General features: G+C 67.8%; 9 protein-coding genes. 6 read left to right on the plus strand and 3 right to left on the minus strand.

Annotated features, from left to right (window positions below; genetic code table 11):
• Positions 1-12 precede the first annotated feature (12 nt).
• Positions 13-4,653: a beta strand repeat-containing protein gene (locus G5C50_RS13855; protein WP_165070285.1), complete on the plus strand. Its 4,641-nt coding sequence runs from the start codon at positions 13-15 to the stop codon at positions 4,651-4,653.
• Positions 4,654-4,724: 71 nt separating this feature from the next.
• Here G5C50_RS13855 and G5C50_RS13860 read toward each other — a convergent pair whose 3' ends face one another.
• On the minus strand, positions 4,725-7,988 hold the full coding sequence (locus G5C50_RS13860) for a hypothetical protein (protein ID WP_165070287.1): 3,264 nt from the start codon (positions 7,986-7,988) through the stop codon (positions 4,725-4,727).
• Positions 7,989-8,667: 679 nt separating this feature from the next.
• On the opposite strand from G5C50_RS13860, the gene G5C50_RS13865 reads away from it, so the two are divergent.
• Together G5C50_RS13865 and G5C50_RS13870 are read left to right on the plus strand one after the other, a co-directional pair.
• Positions 8,668-9,108 (plus strand): hypothetical protein, encoded by a 441-nt coding sequence (locus G5C50_RS13865; RefSeq protein WP_206107696.1) that lies wholly within the window; start codon positions 8,668-8,670, stop codon positions 9,106-9,108.
• Between the two features lie 507 nt (positions 9,109-9,615).
• Positions 9,616-9,771, plus strand: coding sequence for a hypothetical protein (locus G5C50_RS13870; RefSeq protein WP_165070292.1), 156 nt, complete (start codon positions 9,616-9,618; stop codon positions 9,769-9,771).
• Between the two features lie 50 nt (positions 9,772-9,821).
• Here the strand turns inward: G5C50_RS13870 and G5C50_RS13875 are convergent, their stop codons facing one another.
• Together G5C50_RS13875 and G5C50_RS13880 are read right to left on the minus strand one after the other, a co-directional pair.
• Positions 9,822-11,549: a calcineurin-like phosphoesterase C-terminal domain-containing protein gene (locus tag G5C50_RS13875; RefSeq protein WP_165070295.1), complete on the minus strand. Its 1,728-nt coding sequence runs from the start codon at positions 11,547-11,549 to the stop codon at positions 9,822-9,824.
• 130 nt (positions 11,550-11,679) lie between these two features.
• Positions 11,680-12,708: a glycosyltransferase 61 family protein gene (locus G5C50_RS13880; protein WP_165070298.1), complete on the minus strand. Its 1,029-nt coding sequence runs from the start codon at positions 12,706-12,708 to the stop codon at positions 11,680-11,682.
• A gap of 506 nt (positions 12,709-13,214) precedes the next feature.
• Here G5C50_RS13880 and G5C50_RS13885 point away from each other — a divergent pair.
• From G5C50_RS13885 to G5C50_RS13895, 3 genes are all read left to right on the plus strand, one after another.
• Positions 13,215-14,075 (plus strand): SPFH domain-containing protein, encoded by an 861-nt coding sequence (locus G5C50_RS13885; protein ID WP_165070522.1) that lies wholly within the window; start codon positions 13,215-13,217, stop codon positions 14,073-14,075.
• A gap of 76 nt (positions 14,076-14,151) precedes the next feature.
• The gene (locus G5C50_RS13890) at positions 14,152-14,910 is read left to right on the plus strand and encodes a class I SAM-dependent methyltransferase (RefSeq protein WP_165070300.1); all 759 of its coding nucleotides are present in this window, start codon (positions 14,152-14,154) and stop codon (positions 14,908-14,910) included.
• 159 nt (positions 14,911-15,069) lie between these two features.
• The gene (locus tag G5C50_RS13895; RefSeq protein WP_165070303.1) at positions 15,070-17,085 is read left to right on the plus strand and encodes an SHD1 domain-containing protein; all 2,016 of its coding nucleotides are present in this window, start codon (positions 15,070-15,072) and stop codon (positions 17,083-17,085) included.
• Positions 17,086-17,256 lie beyond the last annotated feature (171 nt).

The following is a 17,256-nucleotide window of genomic DNA, read 5'->3' on the forward strand; positions in this document are numbered from 1 at the left end:
CGTCGTCCATCCATGGAGTTTCTTGAAGATCGGGCCGTCCCGGCTGTAATCCCAGTCACCGTGGCATTGGATTCCGGCCCGGGTTCGCTGCGAGCGGCGATCGCTACAGCGGCCGGGAACTCCGAGGCCGACACGATCGTCTTCGACTCCAGTCTGGCGGGTCAGACGATCACGTTGACCACGAACAGCTCGGACCTCGCGTTCGGGGCGACGGCCCTGACCATCACGAACGACGACGTGACGATCGACGCGGGCGCGGCGAAGGGGTTGACCATCAGCGGGGACGACGCGCGGCGGATCTTCTCCGTCGGGTCGGGGGCGTCGCTGACTCTCCAGAACGTCACCCTCGCCGACGGTCTGGCCCAGGGAGGCCATGGCGGCGACTCGACGGGCCTCAGCGCCGGCGGCGGCGGCGGCGCGGGGATGGGCGGGGCGATCTACGTCTACCAGGGGACGTTGGTCATCCGGAATTCGACGTTTGTCGAGAACGTGGCCCAAGGCGGCCGCGGCGGCAACATCGCCACGGCCAACGGCTCGCCGAATTATGAAGTTGCGACTGGCGGCGGCAGTGCGTTCGGGGCCGGCGGCTCCTACACGGGGTCTGGCGGATCGTTCATGGGCGGCGGCGGGATTGGCGGGGCGGCTCCGAACTCCGATGATACGGACGCGGGGATGGGCGGCACCGGCGGCACGGCGATCTCCGCGGCCCCGGGCAGCGACGGCGTGGACGGCGGCGGCGGCGGTGCCGGCGGATCATCGGCCCGGGGCATGTCGGGGTTGGCCACGAGCGCTGGAGGGTTCGGCGGCGGCGGCGGCGGTGGAACGACCGCCGACTACAGCAGCCCCGGCGGCGGCGACGGCGGGTTCGGGGCCGGCGGCGGCGGCGGCCTCTACGGTGCCGGCGGCGGCGCGGGGGGCTTCGGCGGCGGCGGCGGCGGCGCCATCGGCAGCAACGGCGGAAGCGAGGGCGGCGCGGGGGGCTTCGGCGGCGGTCACGGCGACAACAGCACCAACCATACCGGGCCCGGCGGCGGCGGCGCGGGGATGGGAGGGGCCGTCTTCAACAACGGCGGCACGGTCACGATCGAGAACTCCACCTTCACCGCTAACCAGGCGATCGGCGGCGCCGGCGGCGTCGGTTGGGGGAGCGGCGGCCAGGCCGGTTCCGGTTACGGCGGTGCAGTCTTCAACTACAACGGCTCCCTGACCATCCTCAGCTCGACCCTCTCCCTGAACACGGCCGACCACGGCCTGGCCGTCGTCAGCATGGCCGACGGCGTCTCGGCGACGGCCTCGGCGGCCATCGCCAACTCGATCCTCGGGGACTCGGGCTCGACCGCGCCGACGGTCGCGGACTTCGAGGGCGGCCTGGACATCAACGGCGGGACGAGCACGTCGACGGGCTCGTACAACCTGATCCGTCTCGCCGTCTCCTTCGATGGGACGTCCACGATCTCCGGCGATCCCATGCTGGGCGCCCTGGCCGACAACACCGGCCCCACGATGACCATGGCACCCCAGTCGGGCAGCCCGGTCCTCGGCGCCGGCGACGTCTCGATCAACATGCTAGGCACCGATCAACGCGGCCGGGCCCGGGTCTACGCCGGCGCGCTCGATCTCGGCGCGCTTCAGACCCAGCCTCTCACGACCTCGCCCTCCATCGCCGGCCCCAGTTCGGCCGTCTTCGCCGTGGGGAGCGCGAACTCCTTGGTGGTCACCCCGTCAGGGACTCCCGATCCCGTAGTTCAGGTCTCCGGGACCTTGCCCGACGGAGTTTCCTACGTCATCGGGAGCGACGGCGCCGTCACGATCTCCGGCACGCCGGCCGTGGGCTCGGAGGGAACGTACTCGATCGTCGTCTCCGCCGCCAACGGCGTCTCTCCCGACGCCTCGAAGACGATCACCCTGACGGTTGGTCAGGCGATCGACACGGCCCCCTCGACTCTGCCGCTGGCGAGGACGGGCGACGCTTACAGCGTCCTGTTCGCGGCCGTCGGCGGGTCGGGGGCGGACTATACCTACTCGGCCACCGGCTTGCCCGACGGCCTGACCGTCGCTTCCGACGGCACCCTCTCGGGTACGCCGTCGGCGTTGGCGACCCCTGGTGGTTACACCGTGTCGCTGACGATCACGGACTCGGCCGGGAACGTCCGGGTCGTCACGCGGACGCTCACTCTCCGCGGGCCGCTGGAGATCGCCGACGACTTCCACGCCGGCGCGATCGGCAGCCATTACTCGCAGCAGATCACGGTCCAGGGCGGATCCGGCTCGGGCTACGTCTACAGCGTCGTGGGGCTGCCCCCCGGCCTCACTGTCGACGAGAACGGACTGATCTCCGGAACCATCGGGGATACGACCAGCGGTCCCCATGACTTGACGATCACGGTGACCGACGACGAGGGGGGCACGGTCACCATCAACCGAGTCCTGAACATCAACGACGAGATCGGCCTGGGGGTGGGGCTGCCCGCGCCGAACCCCGTGGTGGGCGTCCCCTACAGTCATCAGGTCGAGGCGACCGGCGGGGCTGGGTCGGGCTATGGATACTCCTCGACCGACCTGCCCGAAGGGTTGACCATCGACGCCACGTCGGGCCTGATCACCGGGACCGCCGTGGGGCCCGCGGGCGCCTACGTCGCCCATGTCACGGTGATCGATTCGGACGGATCAACGAGGTCGATCGCGGTGCCGATCCAGGTCGAATCCGCCCTGGGGACGAATCTGGGGTCGCTGCCGGCACCCACGGCGGGTGTAGGCTTCGAGACGACCCTGGTCGGTTCCGGCGGTTCAGGGTCGGGGTACACGTTCGGTTCGACCGACCTTCCGGCCTGGGTCACGCTGGGCGCGAACGGAGTGCTGACGGGCACGCCCCCGGCGACCGGGTCGTTCACATTTCATATTCAAGTGACGGACGGGAACGGCGCTTCTTCCCTTATCCCATACACCTGGCAGGTCGGTCGCGCGTCGTCGACGGTCGCGCTGGCGACCTCCTCATCGTCGACGTTGGTCGGCCAAGCGGTGACCTTCACGGCGACGGTCTCCGCGCCCGGCGTGGGCGTCGCGGCGACCGGCGAAGTGCGGTTCTACGACGGGCCGACCCTGCTGGCGACGGTCGCCCTGACCGGCGGGGAGGCGTCATTTACGACGTCGGGCCTGGCCGCCGGCTGGCATTACAACGTACGGGCGTTGTACGTCCCGATCGGCGACTCGGTCTACGACTCGGGGTGGTCGGCGAGCGTCGCTCTGTCGATAAAGATGACGCCGACGGGCGATGTGGTCTTGCCGGCCTTGGAGCCGGACTACGGCGGCGGGGCGACCTACACGGTCGTGGTGGCCCCGCAGGGGGGCAGGACGGCCACGGGGCGAGTCGCGTTCTATGACGGCGCGACGCGGATCGGCGTGGCATCCCTGGACGCTTCCGGCAGGGCGGTCTTCTCGACCTACGGCCTTTCCACGGGATCGCACTCGATCTGGGCGGCCTACGAAGGAGACGCCTACTTCCGTGCCTTCGCGACCGCGCCGACGATCGCGACGATCGGTCGCAACGAGGCCGTCGTGGGTGTCGTGTCGACCTCGTCTCCGAACATCTTCCTGGGCCAGGACGCCTCGGTGGCCGTCACACTGACGGCTCCCTCGTGGGGGGGGGCCGTGATGACGGGCGACGTCTGGTTCTATGAGGGGGACTCGTATCTGGGCAAGGCGGTCGTCCAGCCCGGCCCGGCGGCGCAGGCGGGGGGAGGGACGCCCACGGTGGTCTCGCATGCGACGTTGACGGGCCTGTCGCTCGGCCTCGGCACGCACAGGTTGCGGGTGGTCTACTCGGGAGACGCCAACTACGCGCCGACGGCCTCGACGACCGAGGCGACGGTAGTGGTCCGCGAGGTGGCAACGACCACGAGCCTGACTGCATCAGCCTCGTCCGCCGGCACGACTGTTCTGACGGCGACGTCCGCCGCCGTTGATCCATCGGCTCCGTCGGCGCTGGGGACGGTGACGTTCTACGACGGCGATCAGATCCTGGGCGTCGTGCCGCTGGTCGATGGAGTTGCGACGTTCGACGTGGGCGTTCCGGCTCCTGGAACGCATGCCTATCGTGCGGTCTTTTCCGGCGGTGGGTCTTCCTCAACTGCAGCGATCGAGGTCGCCCTGGCGGGGCCGAAGGTCGTCGGCCTGAGCCGCTACGGCGTGCATGCCGCGGCGACGACGTTGGCTTTGACCTTTGACTCGGCGCTCGATCCAACCTCGGCTGCCCGGGCTGCGAACTATCGGATCTACGATTCGGCCGGCCGCCTGATTTCGGTTTCCCACGCGGTGTATGACTCCGCATCGAACGTGGTCACGATTTATCCGTCACAGCGGCTGAATCTCCATCGATCTTATCGGCTGGTGGTTGACGCCCAGTCGCCGAACGGGGTTGCGGGGGTGACGGGCGTTGCGCTGGATGGTTCGGGCCAGGGCGTTCCGGGGACGGACTTCGTCGCCCGGCTCGACTACCGCAGCCTGGCCGACGCAGGCGATTCGCCGGCCGTGACCTATGCTGCCGGCAAGGCCCAGACGACGTCGCTCCGTTTCCAGGCTTACGTCGAATCCGTGTTGCATCGGGCCAGGCGGACAGTCGCAGTCCGCCTGATCGGACGGCCCCGCGGACGCTGATTGATCTCGCGGTCGACGTCCACGGCGAAGGTCGCCAGCCCTCGGGCGGGCGACCTTCGCGTGTGAGTCGATCAGCGGCGGGGGGAAATCTCGGCGGTGGCGGGGAGCCCCGGATTGGGTAGGCGTGGGACGCGGGCCTCGCGGGGGGCGTCGAGTTCAGGGACGGTCGACTCGGCCGCCGGCTCCGACTCGGGCCTGGCCTCGGGGGCCTGTTCGACGAGGTCGCCCCTGGGGGCGGGGCCCGACTGCTCGACCAGCTCGACGCGGAAGTCGTCGAACCAGGCCGGGCCGTAACCGGCGATGCCCAGGGTGACGGTGAAGTCGCAGTCGACGGGGGCCTTGCGGTAGAGGATCACCCGCGACCAGTTGGCGATCCCGTCGGTGGTCCGGAACTGGAGCTGTTCGCCGCCGATCGAGTCGCGGACGATGATCCCGCCGGCGCCGGCGGCGGAGGCGACCGGCCGCCGGACCTGCACGAACACCTTGATGAGGTTGTTGGCTTTCACCTTCACGACCGGCGATCGGATCGCGACCAGCGGGTGATCGACGAACGGCGGCAGGGTGGTCTCCAACTCCTTGGCGTCGACCGGGGTCGCGTTCATGTAGACGGCCTTGTTGCCCTGGCCGCCGCCGACGTAGTTGTAGTCGGGCGGGATGACGGCCATGTTGGCGGTCACCCGATCGGTCTGATAGCTCATGTCCTGCCAGCCGTCCGCCTTCATCGCTTTGGGATCGTTGAACGATCCGGAGGGGACCCGGTTCGGGCCGAACTTGTATCCGGACTTGCCGCTGATCCAGTCGAGCCAGACGTAGAACTCCGGCAGGGTGGCGAACGTCGTGAGCGGCGGGCAGTTGGTCGGCTCGATGATCGAGCGCGTGCCGGGAGGCGGCGGCGGATCCTTGTCGTCCCGGGGGATGGTCGGGTCGGGCTCGGCGTGGGCCAGGGCGACGGCCTTGGTGAACGCCTTCACGGCGACCTCCCAGTGGGCGGAGGCCAGAATCCGCAGCGGTCGATGGGCGCGCCGGGCCTCTTTCCAGGCCAGCGCGAAGTCCTCGCGGTCTCGGGCGTCGCGAGCCGATTGGATGCTGGCCTGGGCCTGCGTCAGCAGAAGCGAGGCCTGATCGATCGGCTTGTTCAGACCGAGCGCTCGGTGCTGGCGAGCGTTCTCCTCGGTGGTGATGGTGACGCCGTCGGCGGCGAGCCGGCCGTTAACGTCGGCGACTTGCTGGTACATCAACTCGGCCTGTTCGATGGCCAAGGCGACGGCGGTCGGCCGCGCCTGCCTGATGGCCATTTCCAGGCGTTCTTTCAGTTCCATGTCGCCGGTGCAGAGGATCATCGAGGTCCCGCCGAACTCGGGGACGTTGATGAAGGTCCCCCCCGGGACTCGCTTGTGGGCCAGCACATCGACTCCGCCGGGGCTCAGCTCGAACGTCTCCCACCCCTCGCCCAGCGAGGCGCGAACCATCAGGTCGCGCGTCGCGAGCTGCGGCGGCTGGAACTGGACGTCGGGCGAGAAGTCCTGGAGCAGCAGCAGAACGCCGCGCCGCTTGTCGAAGTCGATCCCCGCCGCCTTGTAGTTGGGCTTGGGCGCGTATTCCTTGACCAGCCTCACCTTCGTCCCGGCCGTGGAACCCACCGGGGGCAGCTCGGAGGGGTATGGGTCGAAGACGGGGTAGAGCGGATAGGGATCGACGCCCCGGGCGAAGATCGATTCAGCGAGGTCGATCTCCTCGTTGAGGAACCCCGTCTCGATGAGCTGAGGCCGGCCCGCGGGACGGGTGAGGTCGGCGTCCCCCTGGAAGATGAGGCCGCGGTAACCGGTCGCCAGCGCCATGTAGGCCATCGCCCGGATCTGCTCCGGCAGCGGCCGAGGGACGCCCCACGCGGGGGGCGGAGCTTCGCCCCAGATCGCCTGCTGGAACGCCGGCGAGGCCGCGGTCGGGATCGTCGCCCAGAAGAGCTGGCCGGTGTGGGCCTTGGCGGTCAGGTCGCGGCGTTGGAGGAGGTACCGGTAGAACTCGGTCTGGTCCTGAGCCGCGGCCCAGTGGTTGGTCGGGATCGCGATCCCGTCGATGTTGGAGGGGAGCCGCGCGTAGAGAGGCAGTTCGCCGCGGACCTCGCCGATCGTCAATCGTGAGGCCGTCGGCGGCAGCGAGCGGATGTCGCGAATCAGCTTCTGCGTGCGTTTCCGCTCGGCCTCGCGGACCTTCGATTCGCGGTTCCGTCCCAGATCGCGGCCGAGATCCCAGAAGGCGACGGAGTCGGCGAACGGAAACTCGCGGACTTCGGCCAGGCGACGGTCGTCCTCGTCGTCGGGGCCGAGACGCGAGAGCCTGGGCATCAGGACGAAACCCCGCTCGACGGCCTCCTGCAAGCGATCCTTGTCGGCGTCGAAGGAGTCGGCCAGGACGTCGAAGCCGTAGCGCCTCAACTCGGTGACGTCGGCCCCGGGAGCGTCGACGGCGGTCGGGAACCAGTCGCGCAGGCGGCCGTCCTCGCCAAGGCGGCGGAGACGGTCGCCGTCGAGCCGGATCCGGTCGAACTTCGGTCGCGACTCGGGGTCGGCCGCGGCGGCCGGAGAACTGGCGGGGACGTTCGCAGCAGCGACGGCGGCTCTGGCCGGCGCAGCGCCGGGAGGCTTCCACGAGGCGGCGGTCGCCGGCGAGACCGGCCCGACGGTCATGTCGTCGAGGAAGACCTCGGCCCCCCCCTGCCCGCCCATCAGATTGACCACCACGCAGTCGATGTAGGCCCCTTCGAGGGGCACCGGCCGTCTCGAGGACGCCCGCAGCACTCGGGCCTGGCGCTCCACCAACGGCGGCAGGCTGCCGACCGTCAGCCGCTGCCAGCGGTCGACCTGGTCGAAGCTCGTCCCCGGCACCAGCACGAACGACGGCGCCCGGCTAGCCGGGTCGACGTCCTTGGGCAGCACCACGCGGACGAATAGTTGGACCCCTGCCCGGTTCGACCGAACGTACAGGGCCGCTTCAAGTTCCGGGGTGATCGGCACGTTCGGCAGCGGGTAGCTGACGAAGAACTCGCTGCCGGGCTCGGCCTCGAAGGCGAACCGCTCCGACTTCCCGCCGTCGTGGGCGGCGCGGTCGGACCTTTCCTGGGCCAACAGGTTGATGTTGGTGTCGGTGTGCTCGCGTCGCCAGGCGACGCTCGGCCCTTCGAAATCGTCGTGGAGCGACGCGGCCTCGGGTTTGGCCTCATCGACGAGCGTCCCTTCCTCGATCGTCTGGCCGACCGTCGATTGGACCGACGACCCGAGCAGGAACGCACCCAGGACCAACCCCCACGCCCACCGCGATCCTCGCCGGCTTTCCATCGGGCCGAGACCTCCCTGTACTCGGGCCACCGCCTCCAGACTCCTTGAACCGCGAATCCTATCCGGCCCCCCGAAATCGGAGAAGATCAACCGACGGCGGCTTCGATTGGGTTTGAATGCGAAGGCGATTTCGATGTAACTGATTTCTGAAAAGGATTTTGCGGCGGACGTATTGGCTTCGGTCGTCGCTTTTCGTTGAGCCGACTTGATGGGCTGAGCAGTCGTTAAGGTGGGCAAGGCCAGGTTTGGTCGGTGATGGTCGAGCGGTCCTCCCACGCCGGTCGACGGCCCCGGTTCCGTCGCCAGGCTGTCGGCATCGACGACCGATGCGCCGGCACTCTCCCCGAGCGCGGCTTCGATTGGGTTTGACTGCCAGGAGTGGTTCGTCGTAAAGATCAATGGGGTAAGTCGTTGCGGAATCAATGTCGGCTTCGTTCGTCTGCTTTCGCGAGGCGGCGAGGTTCGCATTCGTGCCTTATCACGCGGTCGAAAGGCGCGGCGGCGTATGTCTCTAAAGAAATATGGTTCCGAACGGCCCAGAAGAAACGCCGATTCCTCGCATGGAGGCGGCGTTGCTTTCGCTTTCTGACGCCTGCGGCTTGTCGGTGGCTATATTGCTAGTGAGCGCGTCTGGGAAAGGCTTCACATCACGCCGGGACCACGCACGATGGCCTGGGTCATGCACCAAACGCCGGGGCTGACGTTCGATCAATACCTCGCGACCTTGCGCCAGTTGAGTCGCAGCAAGGGCGGGATCAGCATCATGGCGATGCTCCGAGCTCGCGAGTTGGGCGATCAGGCAAGGACCTTGCTGCCGGTCGCCGAGCGCCTGGCGGATTTCCTGACCGAGTCTCAGCGACGCGCGCTGGGGCGAGACCGTTGGCCCGAGGCCGAATTTCTGGCGGCTGGGACCGGGACGCGGCTCGAAGTGATGGAAGCCTTGATCGCCGACTTCGACGCGACCCTGGAACTGGTCGACCGCTGGTGTCGTCTCAGGCCCCTGGCGAGGCTCCGACTGCTCTTTCGGAACGACCCCGTCGTCGAATCCGTGAAGCGGCACGGACTCTGGGGGAGCTTTCGCCGCATGTTCAGTCGTCAGGTTCGCCGCATGCGGCCCTGACGGAGCCGATCGGCGACCGCCGCGGTCGAATCGCTCTGGCCAGGTTTGCCGAGCGTGCCGTTGTGACTCCCGGGAGGGACGCGCAGGGCCGCCATGTCCGACAACTCGTCAAAGCGCGGCTCGACCTGGTGGAAGCGGAGGACGCTTCGAGTGCGAGAACCGATCGCGATCAGGCCGTATCCGAGGGAGAAGGTGTTTCACCAATCGGATCTTCGGGCGGCCATCGCGCGTGCTTCCTCTCATCCCCTCCTGCCCGCCGCCCGACGAGACGCGGAACGATTGGCTGGAACTCGTCTGGTCGATGCGTTCTGGACGCTCCGTGAGTGGAGTCTCCTGTTCGACAATGGGATGGAGCTGAGGATATGGCCCGAGGAGCCAGAGGTGCGATGGCGCCTGGCGACTCGGCGTGCCGACTCAATGGGCGAGGTTGCCTCGCCCGACGGGAGTCGGACGGAATCGTGCCGATGGCGGCTCTTCGACAGGGTATGCGAGGTCGATTGCTTTGAGTTGATAGCCGAGCGGCGGGGAGCTTGCTTTCACGACCTGTTCATCAACGACTTCGGCCTGTTCGTCTACTTCCAGGAGCACCTAATCCTCTGCTTTCATGCCATGTGTCGCGAGACTGATGGCATGAGCGTGCTCTATGTCTATGAAGACGATTGACTGGTGACCGTCAAGGCCGCTGCACGCGGCCTTGACGGTCACAAACCAGATCAGTTGCCGGCGGCCGGCGTCGTTGCCGGCGCGGGCGTCGACGGCGACGCGGCGACGATCCGGACGGCCCGCTGGTCGACGTGGGTCTTGCCGAACATGTCGGTGGCGCGGACGTGGACCAGGTAGGTGCCGGGGGTTGGGGCGGCGGTCGCCAGCTTCGCACGCCAGAGGTGGGTCGACTTGTGGGCGGCGGGGAGCTTGCGGCCCGGAGGGGGCGTGGGGCCCTCTTCGAGCTTCTTCATGGCGACGAAGTACGGGTCTTCGCCGCGGGCCTGCTCCATCGTCCGCCATTCGCCCGACTCGCCCAGGCGGTACTCGACCTTCTCGCGTTCGGAGCCGGCGAAGACGTTGACGACCACGTCGGTCGTCGGGACGGCCTCGACGGCGACTTCCTCGGGCGTGTAGATGTTCATCTGGTGATCGGCGGGACGGCGGGCCGCGTGGAACTCGACGTCGTAATTGGGGCCGTTGAAGGTGACGATCGAGTAGCCGTTGGGAGCGCCGTCGGACATGGTGGCGTTGGGGATGCCGTTCTCATCCGGAGCGCCCGACCACCACGAGCCGCAGACCGTGGCGTGGATCAGGTGGTGGTGCTTGCCGCCGCCTGGGAAGCCCTCTTCCGAGCCGAGGAATTTGTGCGCCTGCGTATGCGTGTGGGCCGAGATCGACAGCGAGTGCGGCCGGGCGGCCAGCAGCTTGTAGATCTCGGGCCGTTCCTCGATCTCGGTGATCGGGATGTGCATCGTCAGGACGACGAGCTGGTCGTTGGGGATGCTCGCCAGGTCGTTGCGGAGCCACTCCATCTGCTTCGCGCCCAGGCCGCCATGGTACTTCCCCTTGGCCTTTTTGTCCTTGGGATCAGCGGGGACCCAGATCACGTCGTCGAGGGCGATGAAGTGGACCGGGCCGTGGTTGTACGAGTAGTACGAGGGGCCGAAGTAGTGTTCCCAGGTCTCGTCCGAGTAGCGGTCTTCGGTTCCGTCGAAGTTCATGTCGTGGTTCCCCAGCACGTTGTACCAGGGAAGTCCCAGCAGGCCGACCGACTTGATGAGCGGCGGGTAGACCGAGAGGTCGTTGAAGACGACGTCGCCGAGGGTGATCCCCAGAACGGCCCCGTGCTTGCCGGCGGTGATCAGCGGTTCGATCACGTCGTGGGTGATGTACTCGACCTCCTTCACGTCGCGGGGCTGGGTGTCGCCGAAGAGGAGGAGCTTGAACGAGTCCGGCTCCTCGCGAGGAACGAGCGCGAAGTCGACCGACGCCGGCAGCGGGCCGGTCGGCGCGACGCTGGGGAAGTGGACCTTGGGCGAGCCGGCCGGCTTGTGGTTGTAGTAGAACTTCGGCAGGTTGTCGCCGTCGACGGGGGTCATCCAGTTCCGGGGCTTGACGACGAACAGCATGGTGTCGTCGTCGACCGGGAGCGAGTACTTCCCGGTCGCGTCGGTGGGGACGACGTCGCGGCCGTTGGAGACCCGCACGCCCGGGACGCCGGGCTCGCCCTCGTTCCGTCGGCCGTCGCCGTTCTTGTCGTGGAAGACGAAGCCCGTCGCCGTTTGCAGGGCCTTCTCGGCCGGCGCGGCGGCCGGCTTCGCTTCCGCGGGGACGACGGTTTCCGTCGGGTTCTTCGGAGCGCCGGGGGCGGGGGCGTTCGGCGCTTGCTGGGCGACGGCGGCCTGGATCGCCGCGAGGGCGATCACGGTGAATGCGAGGACGAGGCGGATCGGCATGGTGGAAAGCCTCCTGTCGGGTCGGCGGGGGTCGTCCGGGCGGAAGAAAAGCAGGACCCCATTATGAAGCCGACCCGCGAAGGTTTCACGAGGGCGCCGGGAAAGTTCCGGTGTTCCACGCGTCTCGTCGTCAGGCCACGGACTGAAGCGAGCGGGCTTTCAGTGCCTCCGCCAGTCTTTCGGAAAGGTGGGAGTCGTCGTCGATATTCATCAGGCGGTAGCTGGGGACGCCGTGCGCGTGGGCGAAGAACAGGAAGTAGGGGTTCCACCACGCGGTGCTGAACAATTCGACGACCCGCTTCGGCTTCCAGTAGAGGATGTTGCAGATCGCCGAACCGTGATCGGCGACCACCGTCTCGGCATGCTCGGCCAGCCTGATGTACTCGTCGAGCGACGTCTCGCGCGCCATGACGACGCGTCCGCCGAGGCCGCGGACGATCTCGGCGACCTCACGGCTGGGATAGCGTCTTTCGAAGGAGTCCGAGGCTTCGCCTTCGCGAGAGAGGTAGACGATCGATCCCGGCCTGGGCGTGGGGGCGTCGATCTGGAAGGCGCGCTGGAAGTTGCGCATGTCGGCCGGCGTGAAGGCGTTTTCGGGCCGGGTCCGGGGGAGGACCAGGGCGTGACCGATGCGGAGATCGACGTCCGCCGGGATGACCTCGATGCCGAGCCGTTCCAGGTCTCGACGGACGAAGCTGCGCTCATAGAGGCGGAGCGGCAGGACGAGGGGAGCGGTGAGGGGGTAGCGATTGAGGATGGAGATCAGGAGTTGGCTCGTCCAATCGCCGAAGGTGTAAGGCGTCTCGGATTGGGTCACGACGGCCTCGTCGATCACCCGGGCGCGTCGAGCGGAGGGCTTCCGGACCAGTTCTCGGAGCGACGGCTTGCGGATGCTGTACTTCTCGAACAGCCGGCCGTCCGCCCAGGCCATCCCTTCGGGCGTGTAGAGGAGGTTGTTGACGTGCATTGGGACGCGCGGGACGACGAACCGCCTGGCTTCCTGAGCGTGGACGTGGCCCCAGTCGCTGGGGAGATCGCCCTCGAACGGGACGAGCTCGCGCGGAACCGTCCGAAGCTCGTCGGCCGAGAACGGGACGTATCGACCGATCAGGCGTGACGATCCGATCAATGAGGCTTTCGCCAGATTCTTGACGGTCACGGAGCACCTCGAGTCATTCGAGCGCAGGTTCAATCCCAGACGAGCCAGTGACATCGTCACGACTGCGTTGATGCAACCCTTCCGAGGACGAGGCGAAACCGAGTCCGACGTTGCGAGGAAGCAGCACGGCGGACGATCGGGACAGCCGGACTTTCCCGGCCTTCATTGAACTCGCGAAACATAGGCTTCTCTTGGGGAACATCGTCGCAGGAAAACCTCGCGGCGTCAAACCTTGATGTCTAAACGCCACGGAAGTACGAAGGTTCGTGGAACGAGGCTCGGCGGGCTATTGTGGAGGCGGGACTCGGGGGATCGCCGGACGTCGACTCGTCGAGCCGGCCGGCTCCACGCGTTCGGGGAACGGTCGTGGAAGCGGACGGATCCTTCAATACCGACGGCCCGCCGGCGAACACACGTGCGACAGGGAGAGCTTCGAAACTTCTAGCTGACAAGGGAATCCGACGATGGACGCCGAATGGGAGAGCAAGCCGAAGCCGACGATTCAGATGCGCGAGATGCTGATCGTCCCGAAGTCCGGCGCGGGGATGTTGTCGCTGGGCCTGGGGTTGCTGGGCCTGGCGGTGCTGCTCGTGGTCGTCGCGGCGGCGAGCGGGCAGGGTGGATGGGCCGTTCTCGCCGTGGCGTCCGTCGTGACCGCGATCTTCATCTTCACCGGGCTGTTCACGGTGGGGCCGAACGACGCCAAGGTCCTGCAACTTTTCGGCGACTACCGGGGGACCGTTCGTGAGCCCGGCCTGCGGTGGGTGAATCCGTTCTACACCAAGCGTCGGATCTCGCTGCGGGTGCGGAACTTCGAGAGCGAGCGGTTGAAGGTCAACGACCTGGCGGGCAACCCGATCGAGATCGCGGCGGTGGTCGTCTGGCGGGTCGTCGACACCGCGGAGGCCCTCTTCCACGTCGACGATTTCACCGACTTCGTCCACGTCCAGAGCGAGGCCGCCCTACGCAACCTCGCCCTGAACTATCCCTACGACCCGCACGTCGACGGAGAGATCGCGCTGCGGAGCCACACGGCGGAGGTCGCCGAGCATCTCAAGACCGAGATCCAGGACCGGCTCGTGCAGGCGGGCGTCGACGTGCTGGAGGCCCGGATCAGCCACTTGGCCTACGCGCCGGAGATCGCCCACGCGATGCTCCAGCGCCAGCAGGCGTCGGCGGTGATCGCCGCCCGGCAGAAGATCGTTGAGGGTGCCGTGGGGATGGTCGAGATGGCGCTGGACCGGCTCTCGCACCAGAAGATCGTCGAGTTGGACAACGACAAGAAGGCCGCGATGATCGGCAACCTGCTGGTCGTCCTCTGCTCCGACCGCGGCACGCAGCCGGTCGTCAACGCGAGCAAGAGCTAGAGTTGATTCGTCACGGCCTTACGATCAGGGGGCGGACGTCGGCGTCCGCCCCCGCGCCGTCTTCTGGAGACTCGTGATGTCGGAGCCGCGTCGCGTTCGGTCGTTCGCGTCCAACAGCCCGGAGTATCATCGGGCGTTCCAGGCCTTTCTGGATCACACAGACCAGAAGAACAAGGCCATGGCCTGGCTGAATCGCGAGGTCGATTCGCTTCCCAGCCGATCCGTCGGGATCGACGCCGGCGCAGGCAGCGGGACGCTCACGAGGTGGCTCGTTCCGCAGTTCGAGTCGGTGGTCGCCATCGAGCCGAACCCGTCGCTGGTCGCGGAGCTTCGGGGAGCCTGTCCGGGCGTCCTGGTGATTCCAGACGTGATCACTGCCGCGTCGCCGTCGTCGCGGGCCGACTTCGTGCTGTGCTCTCACGTCTTCTACTACATCCCCCGCGCCCAGTGGGATCCGACGCTGCGGACGATGAAGAACTGGCTGGCCCCGGGGGGCGTGCTGGCCGTCGCGCTTCAGAACCCCGCGACCGACTGCATGCGGATGGTCGACCACTTCATCGGCGGCCGGTTCGACCTCGACGAGCTTCGCCGGGCGACCGAGGCCGAGGGCGACCAGTACGAGACGCGCGTGGAGACGGTCCCGGCCCAGATTCAGGCGCCCAGCCTGGACGTCGCCTGCGAGATCTGCGAGTTCGTCCTGAACTCGCTCCCCATGCCTTCGCCTCCGGCCTGGGACGACCTGGCGGATTACGTCGAAGAGCGTTTCAAACAGCCGGACGGCCGCTATCGGTGGTCGTGCGACCAGGATTTTCTGAAGGTGACGAGAGCCAGTTGAGCCGCGACCGCGCCTGGACGGCCTCCACGATTCGGCGATGCACGCTTGCGGGAGGGAGGTCTTGCGGTTAGCCTCAACGCATCGACACCTCCCGATTCGGGTTCCGGATGACCGACGTTCGGAGGCGTCGATCTCCTCTCCTTGCTTCGGGGGTCGACCATGGGCGGATGCTTCGGTCGCGCGGCGGCCTGGTGCGCGTTGGCGTGGGCGTTGACGGCTTCGACGGCCGCGATCGGAGACGAGCCCGAGCTGCGGACCTGGAAGGACGTCAGCGGTCGCTTCAAGCTCGAAGCCCGCTACGTCGGCGTCGAGGGGGAGAAGGTCGTCCTCCGCAAGCCCGACGGGTCGGAGATGCAGGTCGTACTGGATAAGCTCTGTTCGGCCGATCGAACCTACGTGGCCGACCTGCAGAAGAAACTCGCCGAGGAAGACCCGTTCAAGCCCAAGGCGGCCGAGGACCCGTTCAAGCCGGCGGCCTCCGCTTCCGCCCCCGCCTCTCGCCCCGCAGCCGGCGCGATGAACGGACGCCTGGGCTCACGGGCGGCTGCGCTGCCGAGTCCCTCGCCATCCGCCCGGGCGACTGCAGCTTCCGGGGGCGAGCCCTCGGAGATCCGCGCCGACGTCGCGGCGGCTCCTTTCGCCGCACTGCCGCTTGACGGCGCCTGGAAGGTCGACGTGGCCGCGGCCCCCGCGCCGGCCGCCGACTTCCGCCCCCGTGCCGTGGCCGTGCCGCCGACGAGCGACTTCTTCGAGCGCCGCAAGGGCTTCGTCGTGAACGCCCCGGCGACGCACGCGCTGGTCGGCTACACGATGGACAATCCCAAGCCGGGGACGACGCGCGTGGTGTTGCTCGACCTCAAGTCGGGCAGGCCGTTGGGCTCGGCGAAGACCGAGGGCCTGATGGCGCCGCTCGCCCTGTCAGACTCCGGCGATCAGGTGCTGATGCGTCGGGACGAATTCGGCTTCGGCAACTCCGACCGCCTTGAACTGTGGACTCTGACGTCCGATTCGCTGGTGAAGGCCTGGAAGATGGTCCCCTACAGCGACGTGCAGGGGGGCGAGCGCGACGTGAAGTGGGCGGCCTTCCTTGGTCCGAACCGGTTCGCGACGCTTGGCGGCAAGGGGAGGTTGGTGCTCTGGGATCTGGACGGCGTCCGGCCTACGCTGGCGCTCCACGTCGACGACGCCTGTACGCCGGCCGTCTCGCCCGACGGCAAGTTCCTGGCGTTCGTCGGAGACGGCAAAATCGGCGTGCTGGACGTCGACGGCGGGCAGGTCGCCGCCGTGCAGGCTCTCCCCTCCAAGCACAACCCCTGGCCGGCCCTGGCGTTCAGCCCCTCCGGCAAGCGGCTCGCCTGTCTGGCCGGCTCGACGATGTCCGTCTGGAACACGGCCGACGGATCGCTCCATCGCGACCTGATGCTGACGCCGATCGCCGTCGGCCCCAACACGCCGCCGGCCTGGAGCGACGACGATCACGTGCTGGTCGCCAACAAGTACCTGATCGACGTCGACAGCCAGGTGCGACTCTGGGAGTACGACGGGGCCGACGCGGTCGTCGGCGGTCGCGACGGCCTCTGCTGGTTCCTGCTCCCCTCGCGACCCAACCAGACCGGGGCCGTCGTGCCGGCGAAACTCCCGCAGCCCGGCGCGCTGCAGACGCTCAAGCAGGCGCTGGCCGACCCCAACTTCTTCGTCTTCAACGAAGGCGCGACGGTCGCCATCGACCCCAACGGCATCCCCGACGCCTCTCGACGTCAGCAGGTGGTCGACGCCCTGACGCAGAAACTCGCCCAGATGCAGGTGAAGGTCGCGCCCGGCGCGGCGCTGACGCTGGCCCCCTCGGTCGAGCCCGGCAAGGAGCAGGAGATTTCTTACCGCACCTTCGGCCGAGGCTTCCGAACCGACAACTTCAAGGTCCGCCCGCAGATCAGCAAGATCAAGTTCATGTACCAGGGCAAACCGGCCTGGGAGTCGGCCGCGTCCACGCTGCCGATGATGGACTTCGCCCACCTCGGACCCAATGAATCATTGGCCGACCACGTCAAGAAGTTCGAGCAACCCAACTACGCCTTCTTCGAGCAGATCGCGCTGCCCCGCCTTCTGGCGAGGCCCCGCCCCGATGGTTCGATCGCTTTGGGACGATCGCAGGTGTCGACGTCGGGCGTGCGGTGAGAGGGCCAACGGCCGAGGAGCGTCCAGGTTCCCTCTCCCGCCGGGAGAGGGTGGCCCGAAGGGCCGGGTGAGGGTCGCTGCGCTTCGGATCGAGCGAGTCCCGACCCGATATGCCCCCCGAAATCCAACGACCCTCACCCGCCGCTACGCGGCACCCTCTCCCGGCGGGAG

Source organism: Paludisphaera rhizosphaerae, from assembly GCF_011065895.1.
GTDB lineage: Bacteria > Planctomycetota > Planctomycetia > Isosphaerales > Isosphaeraceae > Paludisphaera > Paludisphaera rhizosphaerae.

Excerpts from the sequence above, each read along its gene's own strand:
- G5C50_RS13895 (WP_165070303.1), top strand. The coding sequence starts at position 15,070 with ATGGGCGGATGCTTCGGTCGCGCGGCGGCCTGGTGCGCGTTGGCGTGG.
- G5C50_RS13885 (WP_165070522.1), top strand. The coding sequence starts at position 13,215 with ATGCGCGAGATGCTGATCGTCCCGAAGTCCGGCGCGGGGATGTTGTCG.
- G5C50_RS13890 (WP_165070300.1), top strand. The coding sequence starts at position 14,152 with ATGTCGGAGCCGCGTCGCGTTCGGTCGTTCGCGTCCAACAGCCCGGAG.
- G5C50_RS13875 (WP_165070295.1), bottom strand. The coding sequence starts at position 11,549 with ATGCCGATCCGCCTCGTCCTCGCATTCACCGTGATCGCCCTCGCGGCG.
- G5C50_RS13855 (WP_165070285.1), top strand. The coding sequence starts at position 13 with ATGGAGTTTCTTGAAGATCGGGCCGTCCCGGCTGTAATCCCAGTCACC.
- G5C50_RS13865 (WP_206107696.1), top strand. The coding sequence starts at position 8,668 with ATGCACCAAACGCCGGGGCTGACGTTCGATCAATACCTCGCGACCTTG.
- G5C50_RS13860 (WP_165070287.1), bottom strand. The coding sequence starts at position 7,988 with ATGGAAAGCCGGCGAGGATCGCGGTGGGCGTGGGGGTTGGTCCTGGGT.